The sequence below is a fragment of the Lacrimispora sp. genome (assembly GCF_047605665.1).
GTDB lineage: Bacteria > Bacillota > Clostridia > Lachnospirales > Lachnospiraceae > Lacrimispora.
Genome location: NZ_JASGFH010000017.1, coordinates 1 through 22578 on the forward strand (window position 1 = coordinate 1; position 22578 = coordinate 22578).

The 22578-nt window shown below is 39.4% G+C and carries 26 protein-coding genes; 14 read left to right on the forward strand and 12 right to left on the reverse strand.

Features of this window, described 5'->3' with window-relative positions:
* The first annotated feature begins 104 nt into the window (after positions 1-104).
* The 3 genes from QM657_RS14070 to QM657_RS14080 all read left to right on the forward strand — a co-directional run bounded on the left by QM657_RS14070 (position 105) and on the right by QM657_RS14080 (position 1770).
* A complete protein-coding gene (locus QM657_RS14070) occupies positions 105-344 on the forward strand; it encodes a tyrosine-type recombinase/integrase (protein ID WP_415067422.1) in 240 nt (79 codons plus the stop codon).
* Positions 345-802: 458 nt separating this feature from the next.
* Complete coding sequence (locus tag QM657_RS14075; protein ID WP_415067334.1) at positions 803-1276, forward strand: J domain-containing protein; 474 nt, start codon at positions 803-805, stop codon at positions 1274-1276.
* A gap of 206 nt (positions 1277-1482) precedes the next feature.
* A complete protein-coding gene (locus QM657_RS14080) occupies positions 1483-1770 on the forward strand; it encodes a hypothetical protein (protein WP_415067335.1) in 288 nt (95 codons plus the stop codon).
* A 401-nt stretch (positions 1771-2171) separates the two neighbouring features.
* Here QM657_RS14080 and QM657_RS14085 read toward each other — a convergent pair whose 3' ends face one another.
* Positions 2172-2648, reverse strand: coding sequence for a helix-turn-helix domain-containing protein (locus tag QM657_RS14085; protein ID WP_415067336.1), 477 nt, complete (start codon positions 2646-2648; stop codon positions 2172-2174).
* 116 nt (positions 2649-2764) lie between these two features.
* Between QM657_RS14085 and QM657_RS14090 the strand changes: the two genes are divergently transcribed.
* The 3 genes from QM657_RS14090 to QM657_RS14100 are packed head-to-tail and all read left to right on the forward strand — an operon-like array spanning position 2765 to position 3791.
* Positions 2765-2887 carry a hypothetical protein gene (locus QM657_RS14090; protein WP_415067337.1) on the forward strand — a complete coding sequence of 41 codons (123 nt, stop codon included), beginning with the start codon at positions 2765-2767 and terminating at the stop codon, positions 2885-2887.
* Positions 2857-3399, forward strand: coding sequence for a double zinc ribbon domain-containing protein (locus QM657_RS14095; RefSeq protein WP_415067338.1), 543 nt, complete (start codon positions 2857-2859; stop codon positions 3397-3399). Before QM657_RS14090 ends, QM657_RS14095 begins: the two co-directional genes overlap by 31 nt.
* Positions 3396-3791: a hypothetical protein gene (locus QM657_RS14100; RefSeq protein ID WP_415067339.1), complete on the forward strand. Its 396-nt coding sequence runs from the start codon at positions 3396-3398 to the stop codon at positions 3789-3791. The genes QM657_RS14095 and QM657_RS14100 overlap by 4 nt, the downstream gene beginning before the upstream one ends.
* On the opposite strand, the gene QM657_RS14105 is transcribed toward QM657_RS14100, so the two are convergent.
* On the reverse strand, positions 3775-3984 hold the full coding sequence (locus QM657_RS14105) for a hypothetical protein (protein ID WP_415067340.1): 210 nt from the start codon (positions 3982-3984) through the stop codon (positions 3775-3777). The genes QM657_RS14100 and QM657_RS14105 overlap by 17 nt on opposite strands.
* Positions 3985-4119: 135 nt before the next feature.
* Here QM657_RS14105 and QM657_RS14110 point away from each other — a divergent pair, with 135 nt between their 5' ends.
* Complete coding sequence (locus QM657_RS14110; RefSeq protein ID WP_415067341.1) at positions 4120-4842, forward strand: hypothetical protein; 723 nt, start codon at positions 4120-4122, stop codon at positions 4840-4842.
* 245 nt (positions 4843-5087) lie between these two features.
* Here QM657_RS14110 and QM657_RS14115 read toward each other — a convergent pair whose 3' ends face one another.
* Positions 5088-6116: a DUF6076 domain-containing protein gene (locus tag QM657_RS14115; protein WP_415067342.1), complete on the reverse strand. Its 1029-nt coding sequence runs from the start codon at positions 6114-6116 to the stop codon at positions 5088-5090.
* Between the two features lie 172 nt (positions 6117-6288).
* Between QM657_RS14115 and QM657_RS14120 the strand changes: the two genes are divergently transcribed.
* The 4 genes from QM657_RS14120 to QM657_RS14135 all read left to right on the forward strand — a co-directional run bounded on the left by QM657_RS14120 (position 6289) and on the right by QM657_RS14135 (position 9456).
* A complete protein-coding gene (locus QM657_RS14120) occupies positions 6289-6480 on the forward strand; it encodes a hypothetical protein (RefSeq protein WP_415067343.1) in 192 nt (63 codons plus the stop codon).
* A 486-nt stretch (positions 6481-6966) separates the two neighbouring features.
* Positions 6967-7764: a hypothetical protein gene (locus QM657_RS14125; protein WP_415067344.1), complete on the forward strand. Its 798-nt coding sequence runs from the start codon at positions 6967-6969 to the stop codon at positions 7762-7764.
* Position 7765: 1 nt separating this feature from the next.
* Positions 7766-7975, forward strand: coding sequence for a hypothetical protein (locus tag QM657_RS14130; RefSeq protein WP_415067345.1), 210 nt, complete (start codon positions 7766-7768; stop codon positions 7973-7975).
* A gap of 191 nt (positions 7976-8166) precedes the next feature.
* Positions 8167-9456, forward strand: coding sequence for a tyrosine-type recombinase/integrase (locus tag QM657_RS14135; RefSeq protein WP_415067346.1), 1290 nt, complete (start codon positions 8167-8169; stop codon positions 9454-9456).
* 123 nt (positions 9457-9579) lie between these two features.
* Here QM657_RS14135 and QM657_RS14140 read toward each other — a convergent pair whose 3' ends face one another.
* Positions 9580-11253: a S8 family peptidase gene (locus QM657_RS14140; protein ID WP_415067347.1), complete on the reverse strand. Its 1674-nt coding sequence runs from the start codon at positions 11251-11253 to the stop codon at positions 9580-9582.
* A 166-nt stretch (positions 11254-11419) separates the two neighbouring features.
* On the opposite strand from QM657_RS14140, the gene QM657_RS14145 reads away from it, so the two are divergent.
* Positions 11420-13096 (forward strand): S8 family peptidase, encoded by a 1677-nt coding sequence (locus tag QM657_RS14145; RefSeq protein ID WP_415067348.1) that lies wholly within the window; start codon positions 11420-11422, stop codon positions 13094-13096.
* Between the two features lie 76 nt (positions 13097-13172).
* Here the strand turns inward: QM657_RS14145 and mscL are convergent, their stop codons facing one another.
* Positions 13173-13646 carry a large conductance mechanosensitive channel protein MscL gene (gene mscL, locus QM657_RS14150; protein ID WP_415067349.1) on the reverse strand — a complete coding sequence of 158 codons (474 nt, stop codon included), beginning with the start codon at positions 13644-13646 and terminating at the stop codon, positions 13173-13175.
* Between the two features lie 365 nt (positions 13647-14011).
* On the opposite strand from mscL, the gene QM657_RS14155 reads away from it, so the two are divergent.
* Positions 14012-15229 carry a 6-phosphofructokinase gene (locus QM657_RS14155; RefSeq protein ID WP_415067350.1) on the forward strand — a complete coding sequence of 406 codons (1218 nt, stop codon included), beginning with the start codon at positions 14012-14014 and terminating at the stop codon, positions 15227-15229.
* Positions 15230-15417: 188 nt separating this feature from the next.
* Complete coding sequence (locus tag QM657_RS14160; RefSeq protein WP_415067351.1) at positions 15418-17061, forward strand: diguanylate cyclase domain-containing protein; 1644 nt, start codon at positions 15418-15420, stop codon at positions 17059-17061.
* A 164-nt stretch (positions 17062-17225) separates the two neighbouring features.
* Here the strand turns inward: QM657_RS14160 and QM657_RS14165 are convergent, their stop codons facing one another.
* The 7 genes from QM657_RS14165 to QM657_RS14195 form a co-directional block, all read right to left on the reverse strand.
* Positions 17226-17771, reverse strand: a complete 546-nt coding sequence (locus tag QM657_RS14165; RefSeq protein WP_415067423.1) for a CDP-alcohol phosphatidyltransferase family protein — start codon at positions 17769-17771, stop codon at positions 17226-17228.
* Positions 17772-17816: 45 nt separating this feature from the next.
* Positions 17817-18623: a GNAT family N-acetyltransferase gene (locus QM657_RS14170; RefSeq protein ID WP_415067352.1), complete on the reverse strand. Its 807-nt coding sequence runs from the start codon at positions 18621-18623 to the stop codon at positions 17817-17819.
* Between the two features lie 76 nt (positions 18624-18699).
* Positions 18700-19224, reverse strand: a complete 525-nt coding sequence (locus QM657_RS14175) for a cysteine hydrolase family protein (RefSeq protein WP_415067353.1) — start codon at positions 19222-19224, stop codon at positions 18700-18702.
* A 185-nt stretch (positions 19225-19409) separates the two neighbouring features.
* The gene (locus tag QM657_RS14180; protein ID WP_415067354.1) at positions 19410-20156 is read right to left on the reverse strand and encodes an EFR1 family ferrodoxin; all 747 of its coding nucleotides are present in this window, start codon (positions 20154-20156) and stop codon (positions 19410-19412) included.
* A 300-nt stretch (positions 20157-20456) separates the two neighbouring features.
* A complete protein-coding gene (locus QM657_RS14185; protein ID WP_415067355.1) occupies positions 20457-21212 on the reverse strand; it encodes a MerR family transcriptional regulator in 756 nt (251 codons plus the stop codon).
* A gap of 246 nt (positions 21213-21458) precedes the next feature.
* Complete coding sequence (locus QM657_RS14190) at positions 21459-22055, reverse strand: histidine phosphatase family protein (RefSeq protein WP_415067356.1); 597 nt, start codon at positions 22053-22055, stop codon at positions 21459-21461.
* A 58-nt stretch (positions 22056-22113) separates the two neighbouring features.
* Entirely contained in the window at positions 22114-22530 is a 417-nt protein-coding gene (locus QM657_RS14195; RefSeq protein WP_415067357.1) for a pyridoxamine 5'-phosphate oxidase family protein, read from the reverse strand.
* Positions 22531-22578 lie beyond the last annotated feature (48 nt).

A 22578-nucleotide genomic window follows, 5' to 3' on the forward strand; every position in this document is an offset into this window, starting at 1 on the left:
TCGCAACGGGAGTAGCGGTCTGTCTTTCCGGGCAGGTATCACTCCCCGCCCTTTTGTATACTTTCGGTGGTCAAACCGCCTGACATATCGCTATACTATCCTCAATATCCATAGATGATATTGTAGAAGAAATACGCAAAGATGGTATTGATTCTAAACATATCACCCCACATACATTTCGTCATACCTTTGCTACACGAAATATTGAAAATGATATCACTCCAAAGGTATTACAGACGATTTTAGGTCATAATGACCTGGTAACCACTATGGCTACATATGTCCATGTACTCAAAGACACAAAAGTGAATGAAATGCAGAAACTGGCCCATCTCTTTTCTTAATTCAATATCTTGTGTCAATTTGTGTCAGAACAACCGTTCAAAAAAAATTCAAGGATTTATTTCTTAATCACCCCCCTCTCAACCCCTGACAAAATAAGGCTTAAATAAAAAATACCCCGCCGGCAACACGACTGTTACAGACAGGGCATTAAAAAGGGGAGGTTATTAGTTTATGTTTTCGTCTTATCTCATTATGTGTCATTGAGTATAATTCTATTCGAAAATGAAAAAGCATCTTTTCATCTTGTATCATAGAGTGTTATTAAAGTTGGGGCATAATTGGGGCATATAGAATGCACAAAAAATCATATATTTTTCCCGAACACCTGGTCTCATTTATTAATAGCAAAAGAAAACGTTTTGAACCCGGCTATCATTAAACATTATTACGTCCTGAGCATGACGTTAAAAGGCTTATTTTTTATGTCTGAAAATCTAAAGAAAAGGAGTTCTAAAAAATGAAATGGTTTAATGAAGTGACAAGTATTAATGAATTAAGAGTACGTTACAAGGGTCTGCTGATGAACCACCACCCTGACAATGGGGGAAAGGTATCTGATATGCAGGAAATCAATACAGAGTATGACGCTCTATTCGCTCATTTAAAGGCGAAAAAAGAAACAGATGGACATTCTCCCAAACATGATGAAAACGAGGAAAATAGAGCCTTTAAAGAGGTTTTAAATACCATCATCAGCTACCATATGGAGATTGAAGTAATTGGCAGTTGGATATGGTGTTTTAATTGCTATGCATACAAAGATAGATTAAAGGAAATCGGTTTCAAGTTTTCTCCAAAGAAAAAAGCATGGTGCTGGCATTATGGAGATTACCGCAGACATCATAAGGGAGAAATAAGCCTTGATGATATAAGAGCCAAGTACGGCTCACAAAAGGTAGGAAACGAAACTAGACAACACGCATTAAACTAAGAAGGGAAGGTATCTACTATGTGTTTCAAAAATAATCAGTCTGTTAATGAATATAGCTGTCCTTGTGGCTCCTGTCCTGATTATCTGACCACTTGTATGCCTATTATCATGGAGGGCTATATCATTGGGGAATGTGACCTCTGTTATTGTGAGTATTGCAGTTATTATGTAGATTGTCCATTAATATAGGAAAGGAGGATATTACCATGAAATTGTTGAATTATGATGTAAGAAGCTTGGTTGAACAAAATTTACGCCCTACTGTTAAAGAAAAACCGTCTACTGGATATAGCAAAGCACAATACCGGATTCTATGTAGAATCATTATTCAAAAGAGAATCACTGAAACGTTCTTTACTTTTCTGCTATACCAGTTATATGATTTATCAGACTGGAAACAGTTGAACTATGAACAGATGTATGAATTTATACATATTTTAAGCCATTGGGATTATTCAAAAGAAAGTAAAAATTTCAATGCAGACAGATTCTAATTGTCAACACCTGATTTCATATCGTATTAGTAAAAGAATGTGATATCCGTCTGCAAAACGATGATAATACGTTCAGGATATTGAATAAGGGTCACTGTATATCTTTAATAATTATAAATACTCGCAAAGAAAGGAGTCAACAAATGAATCCATTATATTATGAATTGTTTGATAAACTATCCCAGGAAATACCGGAACTCGCCGAAACAGAAAACCGTGTTACTGAACAGGTAAATGCGCTTTTAGAGCCATAAAAAAAGAACTTCTCTACAGAACAGTTTGAAAAAATTGGTGAGGCTGCTTTTTGCACTGCTACCATTGCAGAATGGGAAGGTATTGTTTTGGGCTTAGATTATATGACTTATCTGCTAAATAGATAAAATATATTCATCAAAAACAACTCATTTCTTTTTTTGCTTTTTTAATTTATATTTGATCAAATGGCTCACTTCTTCTTTATCCTCAGAATTTAACTGTCTAAAATTTGTAATGAGTTCTTTTTCCATCTTAGTAAAAGGCGGTTTTACTCCCAAATCACCCAAGGCTCCTTCTAACACATTAGAAATTAAATTTATTCCCAAGTTTGAAGTTCCAACAACACCCGTGGCTTTTATAGGCCCCTCCACGCTTACCTCTGGATTAAATACAGGGATTGTATTCTCATTAATCAATTCTTTTATTTCAATTCCATAAAATTTGCAAATGGACAGCAACAGACTTAAATCAGGAGTTCTTTTATTTCCCTCGTAATAAGTATAAGTCACTCTTCCAATATGGAGGGCGTCACTTACCTGTTGTTGTGTTAAGTTTCTGCTGGTACGCAATTCCAAGAGTTTTTCCCCTAAAGTGCTATTCACCATAATTGCTCCTTTTATCATAATATATTTGATTATAGCAACTTCATAAAAATATGTATTGAATTGTGCCACAATGTGACATATAATAAAAATTAAAATATGTAACACTTTGTTACTTTTATAGGAGGAATTGCAAAATGAGAATGAATGTAAGTGATGAAAGAGAATATCTAAAGGAAATTCTTGAATTAACGGTGCAAGACCCGTCTATAAACAAGGAGGATAAATTATGTATTGTAGAGCATGTGGCAATAAAATAAATGATAGCGAAATAATTTGTGCTAAATGCGGTACTAAAAAATACGAGGGAACTAAGTTCTGTCAGGAGTGCGGATACCATACTACAGTGAAAACAGAATTTTGTTCCAATTGTGGTGCTAAACAAAGAACCATAGTTACAGAACAAATGAAAAATGCTTATTTATTGGAATTACAAAAACGGGCAAACAGTAAAAAGAAATTTATGAAGATTACTAAGGTTATTTCATTATTGGGCATTTTAACAGCAATTGTTCTCGTTATTATACTCATAGCACGACCAGAACCTGATAACATACCGTCAGCATCTAGTCTTCCTATTTCACCAAATGCTTATATTCATGACTATATAGGGTATGGCGACTATGATGTGCAATCCTATTGGATACAAAGCAGAAATTTAATCGCCAATATATTCCTATGCTTTTATGTGTCAATAAGCGCTGGAATTAGTTTCGGGGTAATAAAAAGGCAATATAAAAAAATACTTAAATCAATTAAGGAGGCAAAATGATGTATTGTAGAACATGTGGAAACAAAATTCATGATAATGCAGAAATTTGTGTTAAATGTGGTGTTAAGAAAAATGTGGGAACAGATTATTGTCAGGTATGTGGCGCTAGCACTACCGGCAGCATGATAACCTGTGAAAGATGTGGTGCCAGGCTTATGAAAGCCATGAGTTTAATTGATATGAAGAAAAAAGCAGTCTCAAAAAGCAAAAAAACACTAGGTACAGTTTTATTAGTAATTGGAATCCTATTGCTAATTGCAATGGTAGGAAATGTTGTAGCAGATTTCATGAGTAGATATTCATCATTCGATAATTTGGGAAACGCAGGAAGATGTGGTGTATTTGGTGCATTCTTTACTGGTTTAGGTTTCAGGCTTAGAAAAGAGCAGTAAAAGGAATTTTAATGCTATGAAAGGGATTTGAGAAAATGACTATAATTATAGGAATAATAGTACTTGCTTTGATATGGGGAACAGCTAAAGGAAGGTTTTTTATAGGAACTGCCGCAAAGTGTGTATATTCTTGTATAGCATTTGCAATATGTTTGGCAATTCCAATTCCAATTATTAATTTTATTCTTGCCATTTGGTTTGTAGCAAAAATATGGCAAAGTGAGATTGGCTAAAAATATAGACACCATTGCAAAACCTCGGAATTAACTATACATAATTCTTTATTACTAATTGGGCAAAAATAACCTAAGTTAAGGGAGAAGAAGAAATGAAAAACAAAGGAAAAAAACTTGTAACTTTTATGGCTATCATCTTATTATTTATTACGGCTTTTAAGGAAGTATCTTTTGCAGAGGAACAGGCACAAGGAGATATTCCAGGGCCTACGGACGTCGAAGAAGGTGTATTATGGGAAGATTACCCAGAAGAAAAAATCCAAAAATGTTATCCATGGTTTACAAATGAAATTTTACAAGACACTATCCAACAAAATCATAAATATGGATTAATTAAAGAACACGGAAGAGAGTATTTTATCGTAACATGGATTCCTGGAGACTTATCTTCAAGAGAATATTATTTTACTGATATAAAAGTTGCAGCCGATAGATTTCTTTATTGTCCGGCATGGCTTCCAGATGTTGATCAAATTCCATACGCCGGATTCTTTATGCGATATCCAATAGGATATGATGGAAGTAGCCCATATTCTTCAAGTAAGACGCCGTATCAGAAATATAATGCTTATCGTTCTGATGAAAACGCCGTATTTATTACAGGATTTTTAAATGAATACTGCAAAGACGCTCCAGAAACAATGGTCATCCCAAGAACTATTGGAGATAAATCAGTTAATGGAATATGGCTTACAGGAGAAGGATTTAATTTAGTCACTGGTGGTCCAAAAATAATTTATCTTCCAAAAGATTGCGGAATTATTAGTGGAGAAGAATATTGGAGAGGTGATAGACCTAAAATAATTCGATATTAATTTCCTTAACTTTCTTGAAGTGAGTACTTATTCCATAATCAGAATACCAGACAGATTGATTAAAATTGTAACAGTATTGTGTGACTTCTGGGGATCATTAGGGGGAATATCTGCACGTTTTAAGTAGATATTCCCTTGTTTTATGTGGCATATTATAAATGAATCACTATACATCGGAAAAAATTATATTTTATTAAAAAGTGGTAATATCTATTCGAATTTAGTAACCGTTTTACACTTCATCTCTACTTTCTTATAGCTATCCCCAACTCTTCCAACCTCTTTATTTTAAATTTACTTTTTTCTACCCAATCAATTAACCCTTGTAAATCATTATTGTCTTTACATTCCTTACGCACTTTGCAAAGTTCCTCTTTCCAAGATTCATATTCGCTGTTTAGTTTTTCTATATCATAATCATATTTTCTTTTTATTTTCTGATCTTTTTTGGTTTCAGACTTTAGTGCGTTTTCTACGAACCCTTTCTGATTACTTCTGGCTTTCCTGCATACCAAAGCAAATTCATCAAATATAAGGCGCTGTAATTGAGCGCAGTCCTTATTTGTACCTTTATTTGGAAAACGACAATATCTTTTATTATTCCCTGACGTTGGAAAGTATGGGCGGCCGCAGCGCTCGCAATTATTAATTACCTTATTACTGTCCAAATATTTTTGTAAATCCAATAGCACAAAGGAAATTACATCAGTAAAATGGTAAATAATACTTACACTGTCATCAGAATTAACTTTTAAAGATGTAGTCATTTTAACTTCTGAAAAGAATTCTTCTGCCCCTTCTAAATTTTGTTCTCTTCGCAAAATGCTTAGTATACAATCTTGAAAGCATTTATTAAGTGATAATACACCAGGAATGCAGAAAACGCCTTTTATAAAAATGTCAAATTCTTCGTCAAGGACATTACTCTTTTTAGTAAATACCTCTTCATCACCCAAAGACACAAAATCAATTATTATAGGTATTATATCTTTACTAAAAGATTTACAGTTCTCCTCCAAACATCTATATATCCTACTTGTTAAAAATAAATATTTGTAGTTGGGTGTCAATTTATTACGATCATATTGTATCTTTCCATTATGGTGAATCTCAACCCCCTCTCTGTACTCTTTCGTAATTTCTCCTATTTCGTTAAAATCAATAGTGGCAATCATTAAAGAAATTTCACCATATGGTATTAAACCATTATATTGATTTCCTTTTAATAAAAAACCCTTTTCTCGCCCATAATCAATCACATCAAAACTTTTCATAATCTTTATCCTCCTCAAAAAATTCCATCACATAAGAATTGACAATTCATAATATCTATTTTTATGATAGATTTTCTTTAGCATACCATGATAAGCTTTCAGCATCAACTTTATTAACTTCTGGCCAGTAATCAATGTTAATAATTAATATCACGAAAGGAGGAGCCATATTATGAACAATGATGAGATAAGAAGAGAAATGAGAAAGTCAAATGTCTATCTGTGGCAGGTGGCCGATAAACTAAACATGCATGAATCTGTACTGTCAAAATGGTTTCGATACCCTCTAACAGAATATCAAAAAAACCAGGTTCTATCAGCTATGCAGGACATTAAACTGTCTCGAATAAAAGAACAGAAGTAAGAATGGATTCTCTATTATATATGATATCAAACAAATCATGAAATATAAAATCCAGTATTTTATATACAATTTGACTCTAATCTTTACATGGATAATTAGGGGAATAATTTTATCAAATTGTTCCCCTGACAAATCCATATAACTTTAATTCAGGGCGATTCAGACACATAGTATAAGTCAGCAAAGGAAGTGAAAATTATACATACTTTAGAACTAATTAAAAGAATCCCTCCTTCAACCTACAGTTATCTATGTAATAACCTAAAAAGCTTATCAACAGTGAGTAGGCGGGTAAAACGTACTAATTATTATTCCAGAAAAGGAATTACACAAATTGAGCTAAAAATAATGCGTTACAACTCTTGTGGAGTAACCTGCGAAAAGTATTATCTCACTTTACGTTGTAATCTATCAATAATAATGGGCGACAGCAAATATTTTCTACTGGACATGGATAAATATTCGTCTAATGAAATTATCAAACAAATGAACAAACGTCTTTTTGAAATCAATGAGTTTCGTCATGTTCGCTTACATTTATCTTCAATCGAAAGTTTTAAGGTTGAACGGGCTGACATCGCTATAGATATAATCCATAAGTTTCCGGAAATTATTGTATATCTTTGTAATATGTCATTTCCATATCATCACTGTAATATGATTCGAAAACCCATAAAAAAAGAACGTGAGATACTAAATAAGGAAAGCTGTTGTTTTGCTAACCAATTAAGGGGATTCAATATTTACTCTAAATGGAGGGCTATCATAAATTGTAACAAAAACGTCAAGATTAGTTATGAGGAAAGGAAACAATTAAAGCAGACTGTTAGGATTGAAATACAGATAATGAAAAAACACATTTTAAATTCAAAGTTAAAATTTCCAGACCAACGCCGAATTAATCCGTTTTTAGATAAAAACTTTTGTCACGATTATCTTAAAAAGGAGATATTACCAGTCTTTGGCCCCCAAAAATATGTCAGTAGGTCTAAAGCAATAAAAATCATACAAGAAAGCTTATACTCGGATTACATAAAAGAGGTGATGATATCCATTATTGATATGATATTGGAATTTGGTGGAATGTATGAACTGGAAAAAGCCATTGAAGATAAAAATACCTACACACCTTCGCACTATGGTAATTTACGGACGTTTCGGGAATGCTGGCTGAAAAAAATCCGCTCATTAGGCATACAACCTATTGTAATCCCAGATAGTTTCGAGATAGACGAAATCCCAAGTATATACGCATTATTAACAAGCGAGAAAGGATCTAATTAGCATGAATAAATCACCTCAAACAGAGAATGAAAATAATACCATTCATGACAAAATAACAGTCAGCACCGCCACTTTAATGAATCTACTGGACTGTGGCCGGGCAACAGCTACCCATATTGGAACTATGGCTCAAGCCAAAATTCATATTGGAAAAAGGATTTTATGGAGCACAAAACTAATCCAGCAATATCTAGATAATATTGCGGAATAGCCATAAATTATTACACTAGAAAGGAAGTGACACCAGAAATATGATTTACACAACTCAAAAAAGAAGGTTAAGAGTTTTCCGTCCAAAGTCAACCCCTAACCTCATCTAAACGCAAGGGATACCCATGCAGATTAATTATAACATGTATGGGTATCCTTTTCTATTACTAATTTCAGAAAGGAATATTTATTATGTCAAAAGACAAGAATGGAAAAGAATTACCAAAGGGGATACGTTTAAGAAATGATGGTCGATACGAAGGCAGATTCCGCTATGCAGGAACTGATTATAATGTATTGGGAAAAACCAGTAAAGAATGTGAGCAAAAGCTCAACAATCTTCGTTATGAAGTCCAAAATGGTATATATGCCAAAGAGGAAAACATTACAATGAACAACTGGTTTCAAACATGGATTACTCAATATAAAGAATTGTCTGTTAAAGCCGGAGCCATACATACATATAAAACCACCTACGAAAACTATATTAAATCCGTAATAGGAAACAAGAGACTAAAAGATATACGTGGAGAACATATTCAAAAACTTTACAACGACTTATACAAACAAGGCTATTCAAAAAACACCCTGGAACTTACCTCTGTCGTTTTAAGCGGAATGTTTAAACAAGCAGTAAAAAACAAAGTGATCAGGGAAAATCCTGTCCCTCTTGCTAATCTGCCTAGAATATATACGGAAAAGGAATGCAGAGTAATGTCTTTAGAGGAGCAACAATTTTTCATGGCATACGCAAAGGAAAGTAAGCTTTATGGTCTATTTGAACTTGCACTTTCTACTGGCATGAGAAGCGGTGAATTAAGAGGTCTGGAATGGAGTGATATAGATTTTAAAAACAGAGTCATTCATATAACGGGAACTCTCGTAGATTATGGCGGACAATTTAGAAAGGATTCACCTAAAACTCCTACCAGTAAACGGGATATTCCAATGTTAGATAACGTATATCAGCTATTATTAAGGCATAAAGCCAAACAATCCGAATGGAGTATCTTCACCCGTACAGAATGGAAACCCTTAGTCGGACTGGATAACCTCGTCTTTACCAATGACTTTGGGAGACCATTAAACCGGGACAGATTAAAGAAAGAGATGGATAAAACTCTTAAGCGTATCCACTTATCAGGCAACGAATTTGAAGCTATCCACCCTCATACATTTCGTCATACCTTTGCAACTAGATGTATTGAAAATGGAATGCAGCCACAGGTATTAAAAACAATCCTTGGACATAGTAAATTATCAACAACAATGGATTTATACGCTCATGTACTTCCAGACACAAAGGCAGTTGAAATTCAGAAAATAGCAGGCCTTTTTGTAGAAGTTGGGGCAAAGTTGGGGCAAAGTTGGGGCAAACTCAAGCAAAACACAAGAATGACAACCTCCTGCACATTGGTTGAAACACCTGATTTCCTTGTAAATACAAGGTTTCATACAAAAAATCCGGCCTGTTTGCGATAAACGTAAGCAGGCCGGATTAAAAAGGGGAGGATAAGTATTCACTTCTCTTTGGTATAATCCTATTATTGCCTCAACTGTGTGTTTTATTCATAATCATTCAAAAATTATTTTTCATATCAAATTCTAAATATTGGCAAGCCTTTCAAACAGGCTGTTTATTTCAATCTGTCCATACCCCCACACATTATTGGGATAAATATTTGTGGCGGTCCGCACGGCTCCCCGCACAATCAGACGGTTTACATCATTCCCCGTAATGGTGGTATAATTTCCCCTTGGAACAGCCCATTCAAAGACCATGGCGACGATGCCGGCGGCATGGGCGGCGGCACATCCGCTTCCTGTTATGGTGCCGTACCTGCCTCCCGGAACGGCGCAGGTGAGCTCATATCCCGGTGCGGCGATATCCGGTTTGACGAAGCCGGTTCTCGTATAGCCTCTGCCGGATTCCGGTAAAACGCTGTCATTGAACTGATTGTAGGCCGTGACAGCCAGAGGATGCATGGAGGTTCCGGGGGCAGTTATGGTGGTATCCGTATTTGGCCTTAAAAAAAATGTTCCCTCTGAAATCAAGTCCCCCGACGGCATCCATATATGAAATGAAAAAGGTTCTTCATCGATATTTCGTATCCGTATCGTCCAGGTTCCCGCAATGGCATTCTCAAAGCGCATCAGGATCATGGGGTCCCCAGTCTCTTCTTCAAAGAGAAAATTGTTAATCCAAACCTGGCTTCCATTTTCCCCAAAAGAAAACTGGCTGCATCCGCCCAATGTGGGAAGCACTTCATTGGTGGCTTCCCTGTTTGGAGCTGTTATTTGAATCGCCAGTCTGGCCGGGGCAAAGGTCCACAGCTCTAAGGAAAACAACCGGTCTTCGATTCCCACCGTAAACTCCACTTCATTATAAAAAGGGGTCACTGTGGTGTTGTTATAATAATGTCTCCGCTTATTTGCCTCATTTCCAGTGGTGATGGTAACGCCTGTATGGGGAAGCTGGGAAAGATAATTGGTAAAATAACTGGTGGCCCCCCGCCCGTCGTGGCTGGACTGGTTGGTTCCCATGGCAACGCAGATGGCAATAGGGCGGTTTAAGCTCTGGGCATAAGAAGTCACATAATTTAACCCGATAATCAAGTCAGATTCCTGATAGCATTCCGCATCCTCGGCCACAAAAAATATCCTCTTTAAGTTATTTTTTGCCGGTTTCAGCTTTACGATCAGCAAATCAGCCTCCGGAACAACGCCGCTGAAAGCCTCATCTAAATTGATTTTTCCCGCGGCTACGCTGGCTATGGCGGTGCCGTGTCCGTTGGTATCCACGGAAGGAACAATGGCTAAGGGATTTTCTGACTTCAATGCGGTATTGATGATATCTCTCGTATACTCTGTACCATAGGTAAAGCCTGCCGGAGGTACGCCCTCCTGCCGGGTCTGGTCCCATATGGAAAGGATGCGGGTGGTCCCGTCATTATACCGGAACGCCTGATGCTGGTAATCGATTCCGGTATCCAGAATTGCCACAATGATCCCACGCCCGAATAGGGCCAGATAAGGATTTCTCTGCACGGTTCCTATTCCCGACTTCTCCAGGCTGATGGTGGAGCTGAGAGTCAGCACGGAGGGAAATGCATTGTAAGGATATATCCCCAATTCACAGGGATTCATGGAGGAAACGGGTACATGGACAAGGGAATGGCGGAAATTCATATTCGTTATATTGTCCCCGGTATCATAAGCCGGTATCATACCATTGCTGATAATGATATCATAGTAATTATCATCCACTACTTTTTCCACGGCCAGGCCTCCCTGCATTCTGTAAATGGCACATATGATATATTTTATGCGCCTGATTCTTTATTATGAGCCTGGAAAACTTCCCGGCCTTCTTCATTCATATCGCCCGGACCGCCGCATAAACTGTATCATATGTTCGAATCAATATGCTCAGGGAGATTTCGTTATGGAAAAAATTTTAGATAATAATTATTATGATCTGATTGTAAACAATCTTCTGATCTCTTCCTTTGGCGAAAACAGCGATGTCACTCCGCTGAATGACCGTCTTTCTCTGGTGCATGTTTCTGCGGAAAATATGCAGCCCTGTGACTTAGGACTTTATCCATACCATCTGTTCCCTTCCATTTATATCCCCACTGCTGCCATTGACTGTGACAGCAACTCCATCGGAACCACCCAGCCGGCTGTAAGCGAGCCTTTCTACGGAAACGATATCATTGTCGGAGTCGTAGATACCGGTATCGATTACCGGCATCCCGCATTTTTAAATACAGATCATACCACCCGGATTCTCTCCATATGGGATCAGACCATACAGGAGGGCCTTCCGCCCTATGGGTTCACCTTTGGCACCGAATACACCAGCGCCCACATTAATGAAGCCCTTGGACAGGAGGACCCTCTTTCCGTCGTTCCTTCCACCGATATTTTAGGCCATGGGAGCGCCATTGCCAGCATTGCCGCAGGCACTCCAAACCCGGAGCGCGCCTTTACCAGCGTTGTCCCGAAAGCGGATTTAGCGGTTGTGAAGCTGAAGGAAGCGAAAAACAGCTTGAAGAAAATATTCTGTGTTCCAGAGGATAAGATTTGTTTTCAGGAATCAGATATTGTGCTCGGAATCCGGTACTTAGTTTCTGTAGCCCAGAAGTTAAAAAAGCCCATCGTCATCTGCGTTGCTATGGGAAGCAGCCAGGGAAGCCATGACGGCCTGGGAGTGTTGAGCGGTTATTTGGACACTCTTGTCCAGTTTCCCAAAACCGGTTTTTCCGTATCAGCCGGAAATGAGGCGGACAATAAAAGGCATTATTACAATGAAACCCTTTCCCCTCCATTTCTCCACGAATTCCAATTAAATATAGGAAAAGAAGACAGGGAGTTTGCCATGGAGCTTTGGACCCAGGTTCCGGGAAGGCTTTCCATTGAAATCGCCTCTCCGAACCAGGAAACCACGCCATTTTTCTATCCCACCTTTGACAAATGCTATCATTATGAGTTTCAAAACAGCAGCAGCCAGGTCATCGTAAACAATATGATATTTGAGCGCAACACCGGAGATCAGCTCATTTTGCTGCGGTTTAAGAATCCTCTGCCGGGAATCTGGCACCTCCTGGTCCAGAGCACGGAAAATGAGCCATTTTCCTTCCACTCCTGGCTTCCTGCCGGAAACCTGATTTCAGACAAAACCTTCTTTTTAAGTCCCAATCCGGACACCACAATAACGGCTCCTGCCAACAGCAGGCATGCCATGGCTGTTACGGCTTATAACCAGATAACCGGAAACATCCTGGATGAATCCAGCAGAGGCTATTCCAGAAAAGGGCTGGTCAAACCCAATATCGCTGCTCCGGGCTATCAGATTCCATGCGCTCTGCCGGGAGGAGAGTATGGAACATTAACCGGCACAGGAGCCGGTGCAGCTTCGGCTGCCGGTGCTGTGGCTGTCCTCTTCCAATGGACCCAGGCCACCGGACACTTAACGGATATGGCCGGAGAGCAGGCCAGCCGGCTTCTCATAAGAGGGGCAAGGCGCAGCAGCGCATTTTCCTATCCCAACAATATATGGGGCAACGGCATGCTGGATTTATACAATACCCTGGAGAGAATTCTTCTGATCATATAAAAATAACAGGTAATTGCGGGCTTATTCTGCAATTACCTGTTTTTAAATCTGTCTCTTATAAGATGTAAATCCTATTTTACTGGTTGTCCAACTGGCTTGTGCAGTAGGGGCAGCGGGTGGCATTGATATCCACAGGCTTAAGGCAGTAAGGACAGTTTTTTTCCTTGGCCACAGCCGGTGCTGCTTCCTGCTTTTTGCCGTGCAGGGAATTGATAGCCTTGACCATCAGGAAGATAACCAAAGCCATAATAAGAAAATTAATGATCGATGTAATAAACGAACCGTAGGCAAATACCGGGCCGAGAGCCTGGGCAGCTTCTAAAGTGGAAACATCCGCACCCTGGGGAGCCTCATATAAAAGGACGAACTTTCCCGAAAAATCCACGCCTCCAGTAACAACTCCAATCAAAGGGGAAATAATATCCTTTACCAGAGAATTGACGATAGCCTGAAAAGCGGCACCGATAATCACACCGACAGCCAGATCCACCACATTTCCCCGCAAAACAAATTCCTTAAATTCACTTGCCATTCCTTTTGTTTTTCCCATAAATACCGCTCCTCTCAAAGTAGTTCACAATATTATGATCATATTTTACTGTTCCGATGCAGGAATGTCAAGGCTCATATGATCCATAAAATGGGAGGAGCCGGTGAAATGTGGGTTTCACCGGCGAGTTATGAAAAAAAGTCTTTAATTATAAAACAAGTCTTGGCGTTGTTCTTGTTTATAAAGTTATTATAGACCCAAGATATGAAAAAAGTTTGGAGAAGATGTAAATAATATTTGTACGTCTTATGAAGAAACTGTGAAGTGCAAAGATTTTTTTGGACAATGACCGTTGCAAAGAAACATGTTCTATTATAAAATAGAGAAGATGCCCATGGCATATGCAAACTTGGAGGATACTTTACATGAAGAAAAATGCAATCGTAGGACAGTCCGGCGGACCTACCGCTGTGATCAATGCAAGCCTTTACGGCGTCATCAGGGAAGGGATGGCACGGGAAGAAATCGGCCGGGTTTACGGCATGATCAACGGTATTGAAGGCTTCATGTCCGGCAATTACATGGATTTGACAAAGGATTTGACAGAAGAAGAGCTGGAGCTTCTCAAATTAACTCCCGCTGCCTATTTAGGCTCCTGCCGCTATAAACTTCCCGACGACCTATCTTCTCCCTTTTACCCGGCCCTGTTTGAAAAATTCAGGACCATGGAGATTGGATACTTTTTTTACATCGGCGGAAATGATTCCATGGATACGGTGAGCAAGCTCTCCCGCTATGCGGCTCACCACGAAAGCGATATCCGCTTTATCGGAATTCCAAAAACCGTTGACAATGATCTGATCCTTACAGACCACACTCCCGGATACGGAAGCGCCGCCAAATACGTGGCCGATACAGTCCGGGAAATCGTTTTAGATGCTTCTGTTTACCAGCAGAAATCTGTTACAATCATCGAGCTGATGGGACGCCACGCAGGCTGGCTCACTGCTGCCAGCGCCTTAGCCAGGAAGTTTAAAGGGGATAACCCCCTTCTCATCTATCTTCCTGAAACAGCTTTTGATTTTGAACAGTTTGCTTCTGATGTGGAAGCCGCTCTTCGTAAGAGCAGTTCCCTGATCATCTGCGTCTCGGAAGGTCTTTCTGACGGCAGCGGAACATTCATCTGTGAATACGGAGAGGAAGTCCGCCGGGATGCCTTCGGACATAAGATGCTGACAGGAAGCGCAAAAACTCTGGAAAACTTCGTGCGCAGCCGTTTCGGCGTAAAAGTCCGCTCCGTTGAGCTCAATGTGAGCCAGCGCTGCAGCGGCATGCTGGCCTCTGCAACCGATATTGAGGAATCCGCCAGAGCCGGATGTGAAGGTGTAAAAGCCGCTTTAAACGGCCTGACCGGAATGATGATCGCCTTTTGCCGCACCGGAAATTCTCCCTATTCCATAGAATGCAAGGCTGTTGACGTCAATCAGGTGTGCAACCAAGAAAAGCTTTTTCCAAGCCAGTGGATCTGCGGCAATGGAACCGATGTGACAGACGACTTTTTCGAATATGCTCTTCCCTTAATCCAGGGAGAGGTTCAAAGAAAAATCGAAGACGGAAGGCCCTTATATTTGTACCGGAAGTAATTCCAATATTTTCATTTTCCCAGAAGGCACAGCAGCCGGAAACTGCTGTGTCTTTTCTTATCCAGTCTTTCTTACGAATCCTCTTTTTCCCATCTCATGCTTGATTCTTCATGTATTTTTTGGAAACTTGTCTCATATACTTTAAATAAAATCTTTCTACTTTAAGCATTTATAGGAGAGCTCAAACAATGAACGAAGAATCCTTTTTAGACCGAATTCCTTGCGGCATACTGACGCTTAAAACCGACCAATGCTTTACTGTCCTTTCCTGCAATTCAACGATCAAAACATGGTTTCAGACTCCTGCTCTCCTGGAGGACATGGTTTTGGAAGCAGATTATCCCGGACTTTCAGAAGGGATACGCAGATATCTATCAGGGCAGGCAGATAAGGCGGAATACGAGTTCAGAGCCAGAAAACCAAAACCTTATATGTGGTATTCCATACAGATAAAACTCATCCCTGAGGAAGAACTGTTATACTGCTCCCTTTCTGATATCACGTATCCAAAAAAACTCCAGGAACAGCTTCGGGTACGCGAGGAGCAATACCGGCTGGCAAGCCAGCATTCCGGCTGCCTTGTGAGCATTTATGACATCCACTCCAAAACCCTGATACCCTCTCCCGAATTTTCCAAAACGTTTCCATTTCCCTATACCCAGCCGCTCTCTTCTGAATCTCTGGCACAAAACGGCATGGTACATAAGGAAAGCGTCCTGGATGCCTGGGAGCTTTATAAAAAAATGGATCAGGGTATTCCAAACGGGAGATCCATCCTCCGGCTGAAAACGATTTGCGGGGACTACCGCTGGTTTTCCGCCCGTTACTCCCTCGTTTATACGGAGGATCAAAGGCCGCTCAGAGGGATCATATCTTATCAGGATATTACGGACCAGTACGAAAAAGAGCTCGCCTACCAACGGTGGATGGAGTATATGGAGGAGCAGAAAAAAGACTGTATCGGCTATTATGAATATAATTTGAAATTTGATTTATTTGAGGAAATCATAGGAGAAACGACCCATAACATACCGGAAAGCATTTCCAATTCTTTTTCCGATATGGTAAATTACATCGCTGAACATCACATTTTCGAAGAGGACAGGGAAATTTATTTGAAGTTTTTTAATAAAAACCAGCTTCTCTACGACTATTACCGGGGCTGCCGGTCCCTGCGCCTGGAACACCGCCGTTTGAGGGCGGATGGGACTGTTTACTGGAGTCTTGGCCTTATTCAGCTCGTTTCTGATCCTTATACGGACACCATCAAGGCCTTTATTTTCATCAAGGATATTGACAAATCCAAGCAGGAAGCTTTAAGTCTCCAGGAAATGTCGGAGCGGGATTCCCTGACAGGGCTTTTAAACCGGGCCGCAGCCATACGGACAATCCGAAGCATATTAAAAGACAGCCAGGGCCACCATATCCTCATTATGCTGGATATTGACCGTTTTAAGCAGCTCAATGACAAATACGGGCACATGTTTGGGGATAAGGCCCTTCACCGGGCAGCTTCAAGGCTGAAATCCGCTTTAAGGCGTGATGATGTACTGGGCCGTATGGGAGGAGATGAATTTATTATTCTTTTAAAAGATGTGTCCTATTGCATGGATTTGTATTCAAGGCTGGAAAAGTTCTGCGGACTTATCTCCAGTTCTTTAGAGCCGGAAGCATTTATTTCCGGAAGCCTGGGAACGGCGGCATATCCGGAGAACGGAACTGCCTTTGAGGAATTGTATGAAAAGGCTGATATTGCGCTTTACCATGCCAAATCTCAGGGGAGGAACCAGTACGCGGTCTATGAAGCAGGGATGTCTATGCCAAATCAGTGATTGTGCAAAGGCAGCGGGTCAGGATTATGAATGATAATCTGACTGGCTGCCTTTTTTGTGAAAATTTATTCTTCTTTACTCTCCTGGTTCTCCACAGAACTCAGACGGCTCCTGTCCAACCGCTGCGCCGTTTTCTACAGCTTTTTTCAGCACGGCATCTGCATTCACCTTATAAAAATACTCTTACAGTTAGCATCATACTGCTTGGAGGTCAAGAGGATAGCCATTTCCTCTATGGAGGAAGCGGCAGCAATGAAACAGAGCGCAAGTCCGGGGATCAATAAAATTGTATTGAAGATAAGCACAGCCGGAGCATATAAAAATAAAAGGATTCCGGTAGCTTTGTTCCCCCAGGTATGCATTGCCGCCCACGTTTTAAATTTCACTTTTGTGATTATGAAGTTAATCACCCTTAAAACCGTGACGATGGCTATGCCGGTCATGGCCCACGGTGTTTCAATAGTATCGGTATGAGCAACTAACAGATATAGGACAGCTCCGCAGAAAGCGGTATCGCCCAAGCTGTCCAGCCGCTCTCCAATCCTTGTCTCTAACTTACAGCGGCGGGCTAAATATCCGTCTGCCACATCACTGATACCGCACAAAAAATATCCTGTTATAAATAAACCCTGGTGCTGAAACAGGAATATCAAAGCAATGGAAATCAGCAGCCGGATAAAAGAAATGATGTTGGGTACGTGTTTTATGATTAACGTTCTCCTTTCGTCAGATTATGGTGGAGCGGAAATACAGGTTTATCTTTCGATTAAAATTGATGAGCCCATTGATTTATCTCCATTTAACCATTGCCATTCTTCGTGAAGTTCTAACTTCCCATTCTTTAAAACACGGGGAACAGTATGGCATTTTCCAATTCTTATTTGGCCTTTTTCATTCATGTGCTGATAATGAAAGTCCAATAATCCATCATCAGACACCGTTCCAATCAAATGCCCTCTGACAACTTCACCCCCGGCATATTCAGCCCACAAAAGATTGCGGCTTTGATGATATTGAAAAATCGTGTCCCCGTCTGCTTCCCCATTTTCGCTATTGACTTTTGGAATAAAAACCTTTCCGTTGTAATCTATTTGGGAATTTGATATAGATACGCTCTTTTCCATTATATCATAAAACAGGTAATCTCCGTTTTCAGTTAAAATAGAATGAGATTCTATTTCCTTATAACCACGTTTTAAATAAATTTCTTTTGCAGGGAGGGAGGCATCCAATCGGATTTTTGTGTGTTTATCTGCTATTATCTGCTCTGCAAAATCCAGTAATGCCCTTCCATATCCGTTTCCCTGGTATTGAGGTAAAACAAAAAGGCGGCATATCTCAAATTCCTTAATAGTTACAGTTCCAACCGGGACGTCTTCGATTTCAAGAACGGATACAGTCTGTGACACAATATCACTTCTTATGTTCGCCTCACAATGATGGGAAAGGAAAAATTCAACGGCTCCCTTTGGATAGTAACGGGAATATATTGTTTGTATTGTTTGACACACGATGTTCTTTATATCCCCTAAATCGGTAAGGCTGGCATTCCTTATATTCATAATCAACCTCGTCATGTTTTTATTTATCTATCTGTTAATTATAGAAAAATGCAATTTATTTTTTAGATATCCATAATCAACCCATTATAATTTCATCCACAGATAAAACCTGTGCATATCGGTTATTCCATATCTTTTCTTCATAGTATTCCAGCAAATCCTCTGCTTTGGCAAAGTCATTGTCATATGTTGTGGTAGCTTTTTTAGGAATCGTAACATGATAGTCCATTTCAAATGCAACTTTGCAGGTAGCATCTATACAGTACTCCGTCTGCATACCGCATATGATTATATTTTTTGCACCAATTGACTGCAAGTACTGATGCAGTTCCGTTTGTCTGAATGCGCTATTATATTTTTTATCAATTATTTTATCGTTATCTTCCGGTGCTATTTCATCATAAATCTGCCAGCCCCTGCTGTCCTTTTCTAACTCATCACCTTTTCCTCCGTCATGGCGGACATATATAATGGGGATGTTCTTTTCTCTAAAGGCATTTATGATTCGTTTTATATTAGAAATCATCATTTTCTCATTAAACGGACGCTCTTCCATCAAAGCAATTTGCACATCTACAATAAGCAATGCATCGTATTTCATATATTTTACCTCGCCATTTTCCCATTTATTTATGTGACATAAGAATCTTGTATCCATAATACCATGTATTTCCATACAAATAAAGGACGTGCTGTAAAATGATTTTACAGTACATCCTTATCTTTCCATATCGGGTTAACCGCTCATTAAGATTGCCCACAGCCTGACCCGCAGACACTCATCATCTATAAATGCCCGGAATTGTGAGCTTCATAGGTGTATCTCAAACGATTCTGGGTGGTAGTTCCGTAGTTGATGGCCTCAGCCGGGCAACGATGCAGACATCTCAGACAATGATCGCACTTTGGCTGCACCCAGGAGGGCTTGTTTCCTATCATTTCAATTGCATGGACTGGACAATTTTTCATGCATATCCCACATCCGATGCATGAATTATTGGCGTGAAAAGGTACAGTGGTTCGCACTTGTTCATATTGATCGTGAATCTTGGGTGTTATTTTGCAAATAAGACCATTGCTATGATAAGGCCTTTGTATCCCCTCAATAATCCTGTCAAGCGTTTTTTCTGCCCGAAGCAATTTCCTTTTCTGTGCCTCAAAAGACGGCACATTATGTAATATCGAATAATTCGTAACCATGATCAGTGAATAAACAACGGGCTTAGGAAGCCCTTTTTCCAAAAACAGCTTTTCTATCAAATCATCCCCACCGCCTAAATATCCACCGCAGGTGATGATTGCCACAATTTTCTTAACGTTCCTAAATTCGCTGTTTCGGATAAACGTCTCGATTTTGTTGGAAATACCCCAAAAACAGTTAAAGGTCACCAAAAATAATGTTTCGCCATCTGCCAGGTAAAATGAGGATGGCTGTTCAAAGTCACAGACATCGATAATATCTCCCTTAAATGCTTCATGTAATTTTAAAGCAACATGTTTCGAATTGCCGGTTGAGCTATAATATATGATCATTGGAGTGCCTCCTGGATTTATTATACAAAAATATGACTTTGATCAATGAAAGAAGCTATATCTTTTAGGGACATATCCATTCTGACTGCGTTGCTCATCAAGAATATTTGTTTGATAATATTGAAGAAAATATATGTGAAAAGATTTGAAAAACCTTATAATTTATTAGTTTATACTACTTTAGAAGAACATGCAAGAATCAATGATCATAAAACCCTTGCTTATCTCCTGAAATCCGAACATAAAGAAGCCAACACTTTTTAATAAGTGCTGGCTTCTTCACATTCAAAACTTATAGGATTATTTGCAGTATATCAATACTGCATCCCGCAGGAATACCGCGCATCCAACCGCAATTTTATCATAATATTCAGTAAAACGGGGATCATCCACATACATCTGTGTTACACCGATATGAGCTTCCTTACTGTACTGGTCCCAAAAGAAACACAGCCATTTTTTATGCAGTTCACATGCTTTTTGTGCGAGTTCGCTTGCAGGGTCACCCTGTTCAAAGGCGGCTTTCAGCGTCTCGTTCAGCTCATCCGACAACTTTTCAACTTGAGCATACTGTTCCTTGCTCATTCCTTTAACCTTGGCATTGGAGCGGTCAACAGTGTCATCGCCGTATTTTTCCCGGATTTCTTCACCGTACTGCCGCTCATTGTCATCGACCAGCTTCTGAAGGAAGCCGTCAAATTTTTCCTGATCATTCATAATAGTTTCTCCTTTCGCCGCTTTTATGGTTTTTTCCACATTAGCGATCAATGTGCTTAATTGTTTTTGCTTTGCCAGCAGGGCCGACAAATGGCTTTCCAGTGCAGCCTGCCCGTCAAAATTTTCAGAAGACAGAATTCTCTTGATTTCTTCAAGGGATACGCCAAACTCACGGTAAAAAAGGATTTGCTGCAGCCGGTCAACTTCCTTTTGTCCGTAGATACGGTAATCATTTGAACTCATCCGTACCGGCGAAAGCAGACCGAACTCATCGTAATACCGCAGCGTCCGGGTGCTTACTCCCGCTAATTTCGCCAGTTTATTAATGGTGTACTCCATTTCTTCACCTCCCTGCAAAAAGAAGTATAGACTATTACGTAACGTTAATGTCAACAGTTCTTAGAAACTTTTTTTAACTTTTCAATCATCTCTGAGTGCCCTGAACAAATATCCCATTACCTCGCGGTTAGACTGCACAGTCCGCAATCAGATGTCCCGTTTGTTCACAGTACTTCATATTAAGAAAAGACACACTCTCCTCTAGTGGAAAATATGTCTTATCGGAATAGGACTGAGAAAAAAATTTTAAACTTGTCCTGCAAAAACATCAAACATCTCAATCCTTTGCAAATAATCCCCGTCAAATGTAAATTTTGCAATCCAAGGCATAAGTTTTTTTATATTCTTAAAAGAGGAATACCCAAAAGAGGCATCATAATAATTAATAATCGTACTCAGTGCAGTGCCATGGCTGCCGACAACGATGTGTTTATTTCTATATTGGTCCAGAACCCGTTTCAGAGCATCAATATTCCTTGTTTGTACCTCTCTCAATGTTTCACCATCGGTAAGTTTATAATCAAAATCATTCCATTGCCGTTGGCTGAATGCAGTAAAGTCATCAATCCAAACACTGTCAATTTTTCTTTCCCTGAAATCAGAAACAGTTACTACTTGATGACCGTATTTGTCTGCAAACTCCTTTACAGTATCAATAGAACGTTTATAAGGACTCGACAAAACCACATCAATATTTTTGTCACTCAAAAAATCCGTAACAAGCTTTCGATCTGCCAAGCCTTTCGCAGTAAGTTCCCGTAACTCATCGTTATGATTCATATAATTGGGTTCCGCATGCCTTACGAAATAAATTTCAGTCATTTTACCCCCATCACATATCATCTTTATTTTTTATACTTTTATGTAAAATATTTTTGTTCTTAAGTAAACTGTCTTCCGTTTACAGCTCAAAGCTTTCAGTTTTAAGGTCACAGTAATGCCTTCCTTTACTGGCAGTAAACCTCAGGACACAGTAATCAGGATCATTTACCCCTTTTTTATAAAACATCGTATCACCCGTCTGCCAGATTTCCTCTTTTATCTGAGCATCTTCCAAAACCTCCATTGTACCGGTAAGCATAACACCTTCATAACGAAAACGCCCCTTATTAAAAAAATAAACGCTTGCTTTCGGGTTCTTTCGATACTGCGCTATACGCATAGAAGATGTATTAGTCGAAAAATAAAAACAACTACCGTCAATCTTACGCGGCATCAGCATAGCTTTCATGTTGGGAAAACCGTCATCATCGACTGAACCAATAAAAGCCACCTTTTGCTTACTAATAAACTCAAAAATCTGCTCTGCTGTTCTCATAAATATCTCCCCCATTCATCTATAAATTCTATTATAATCCATCATTAA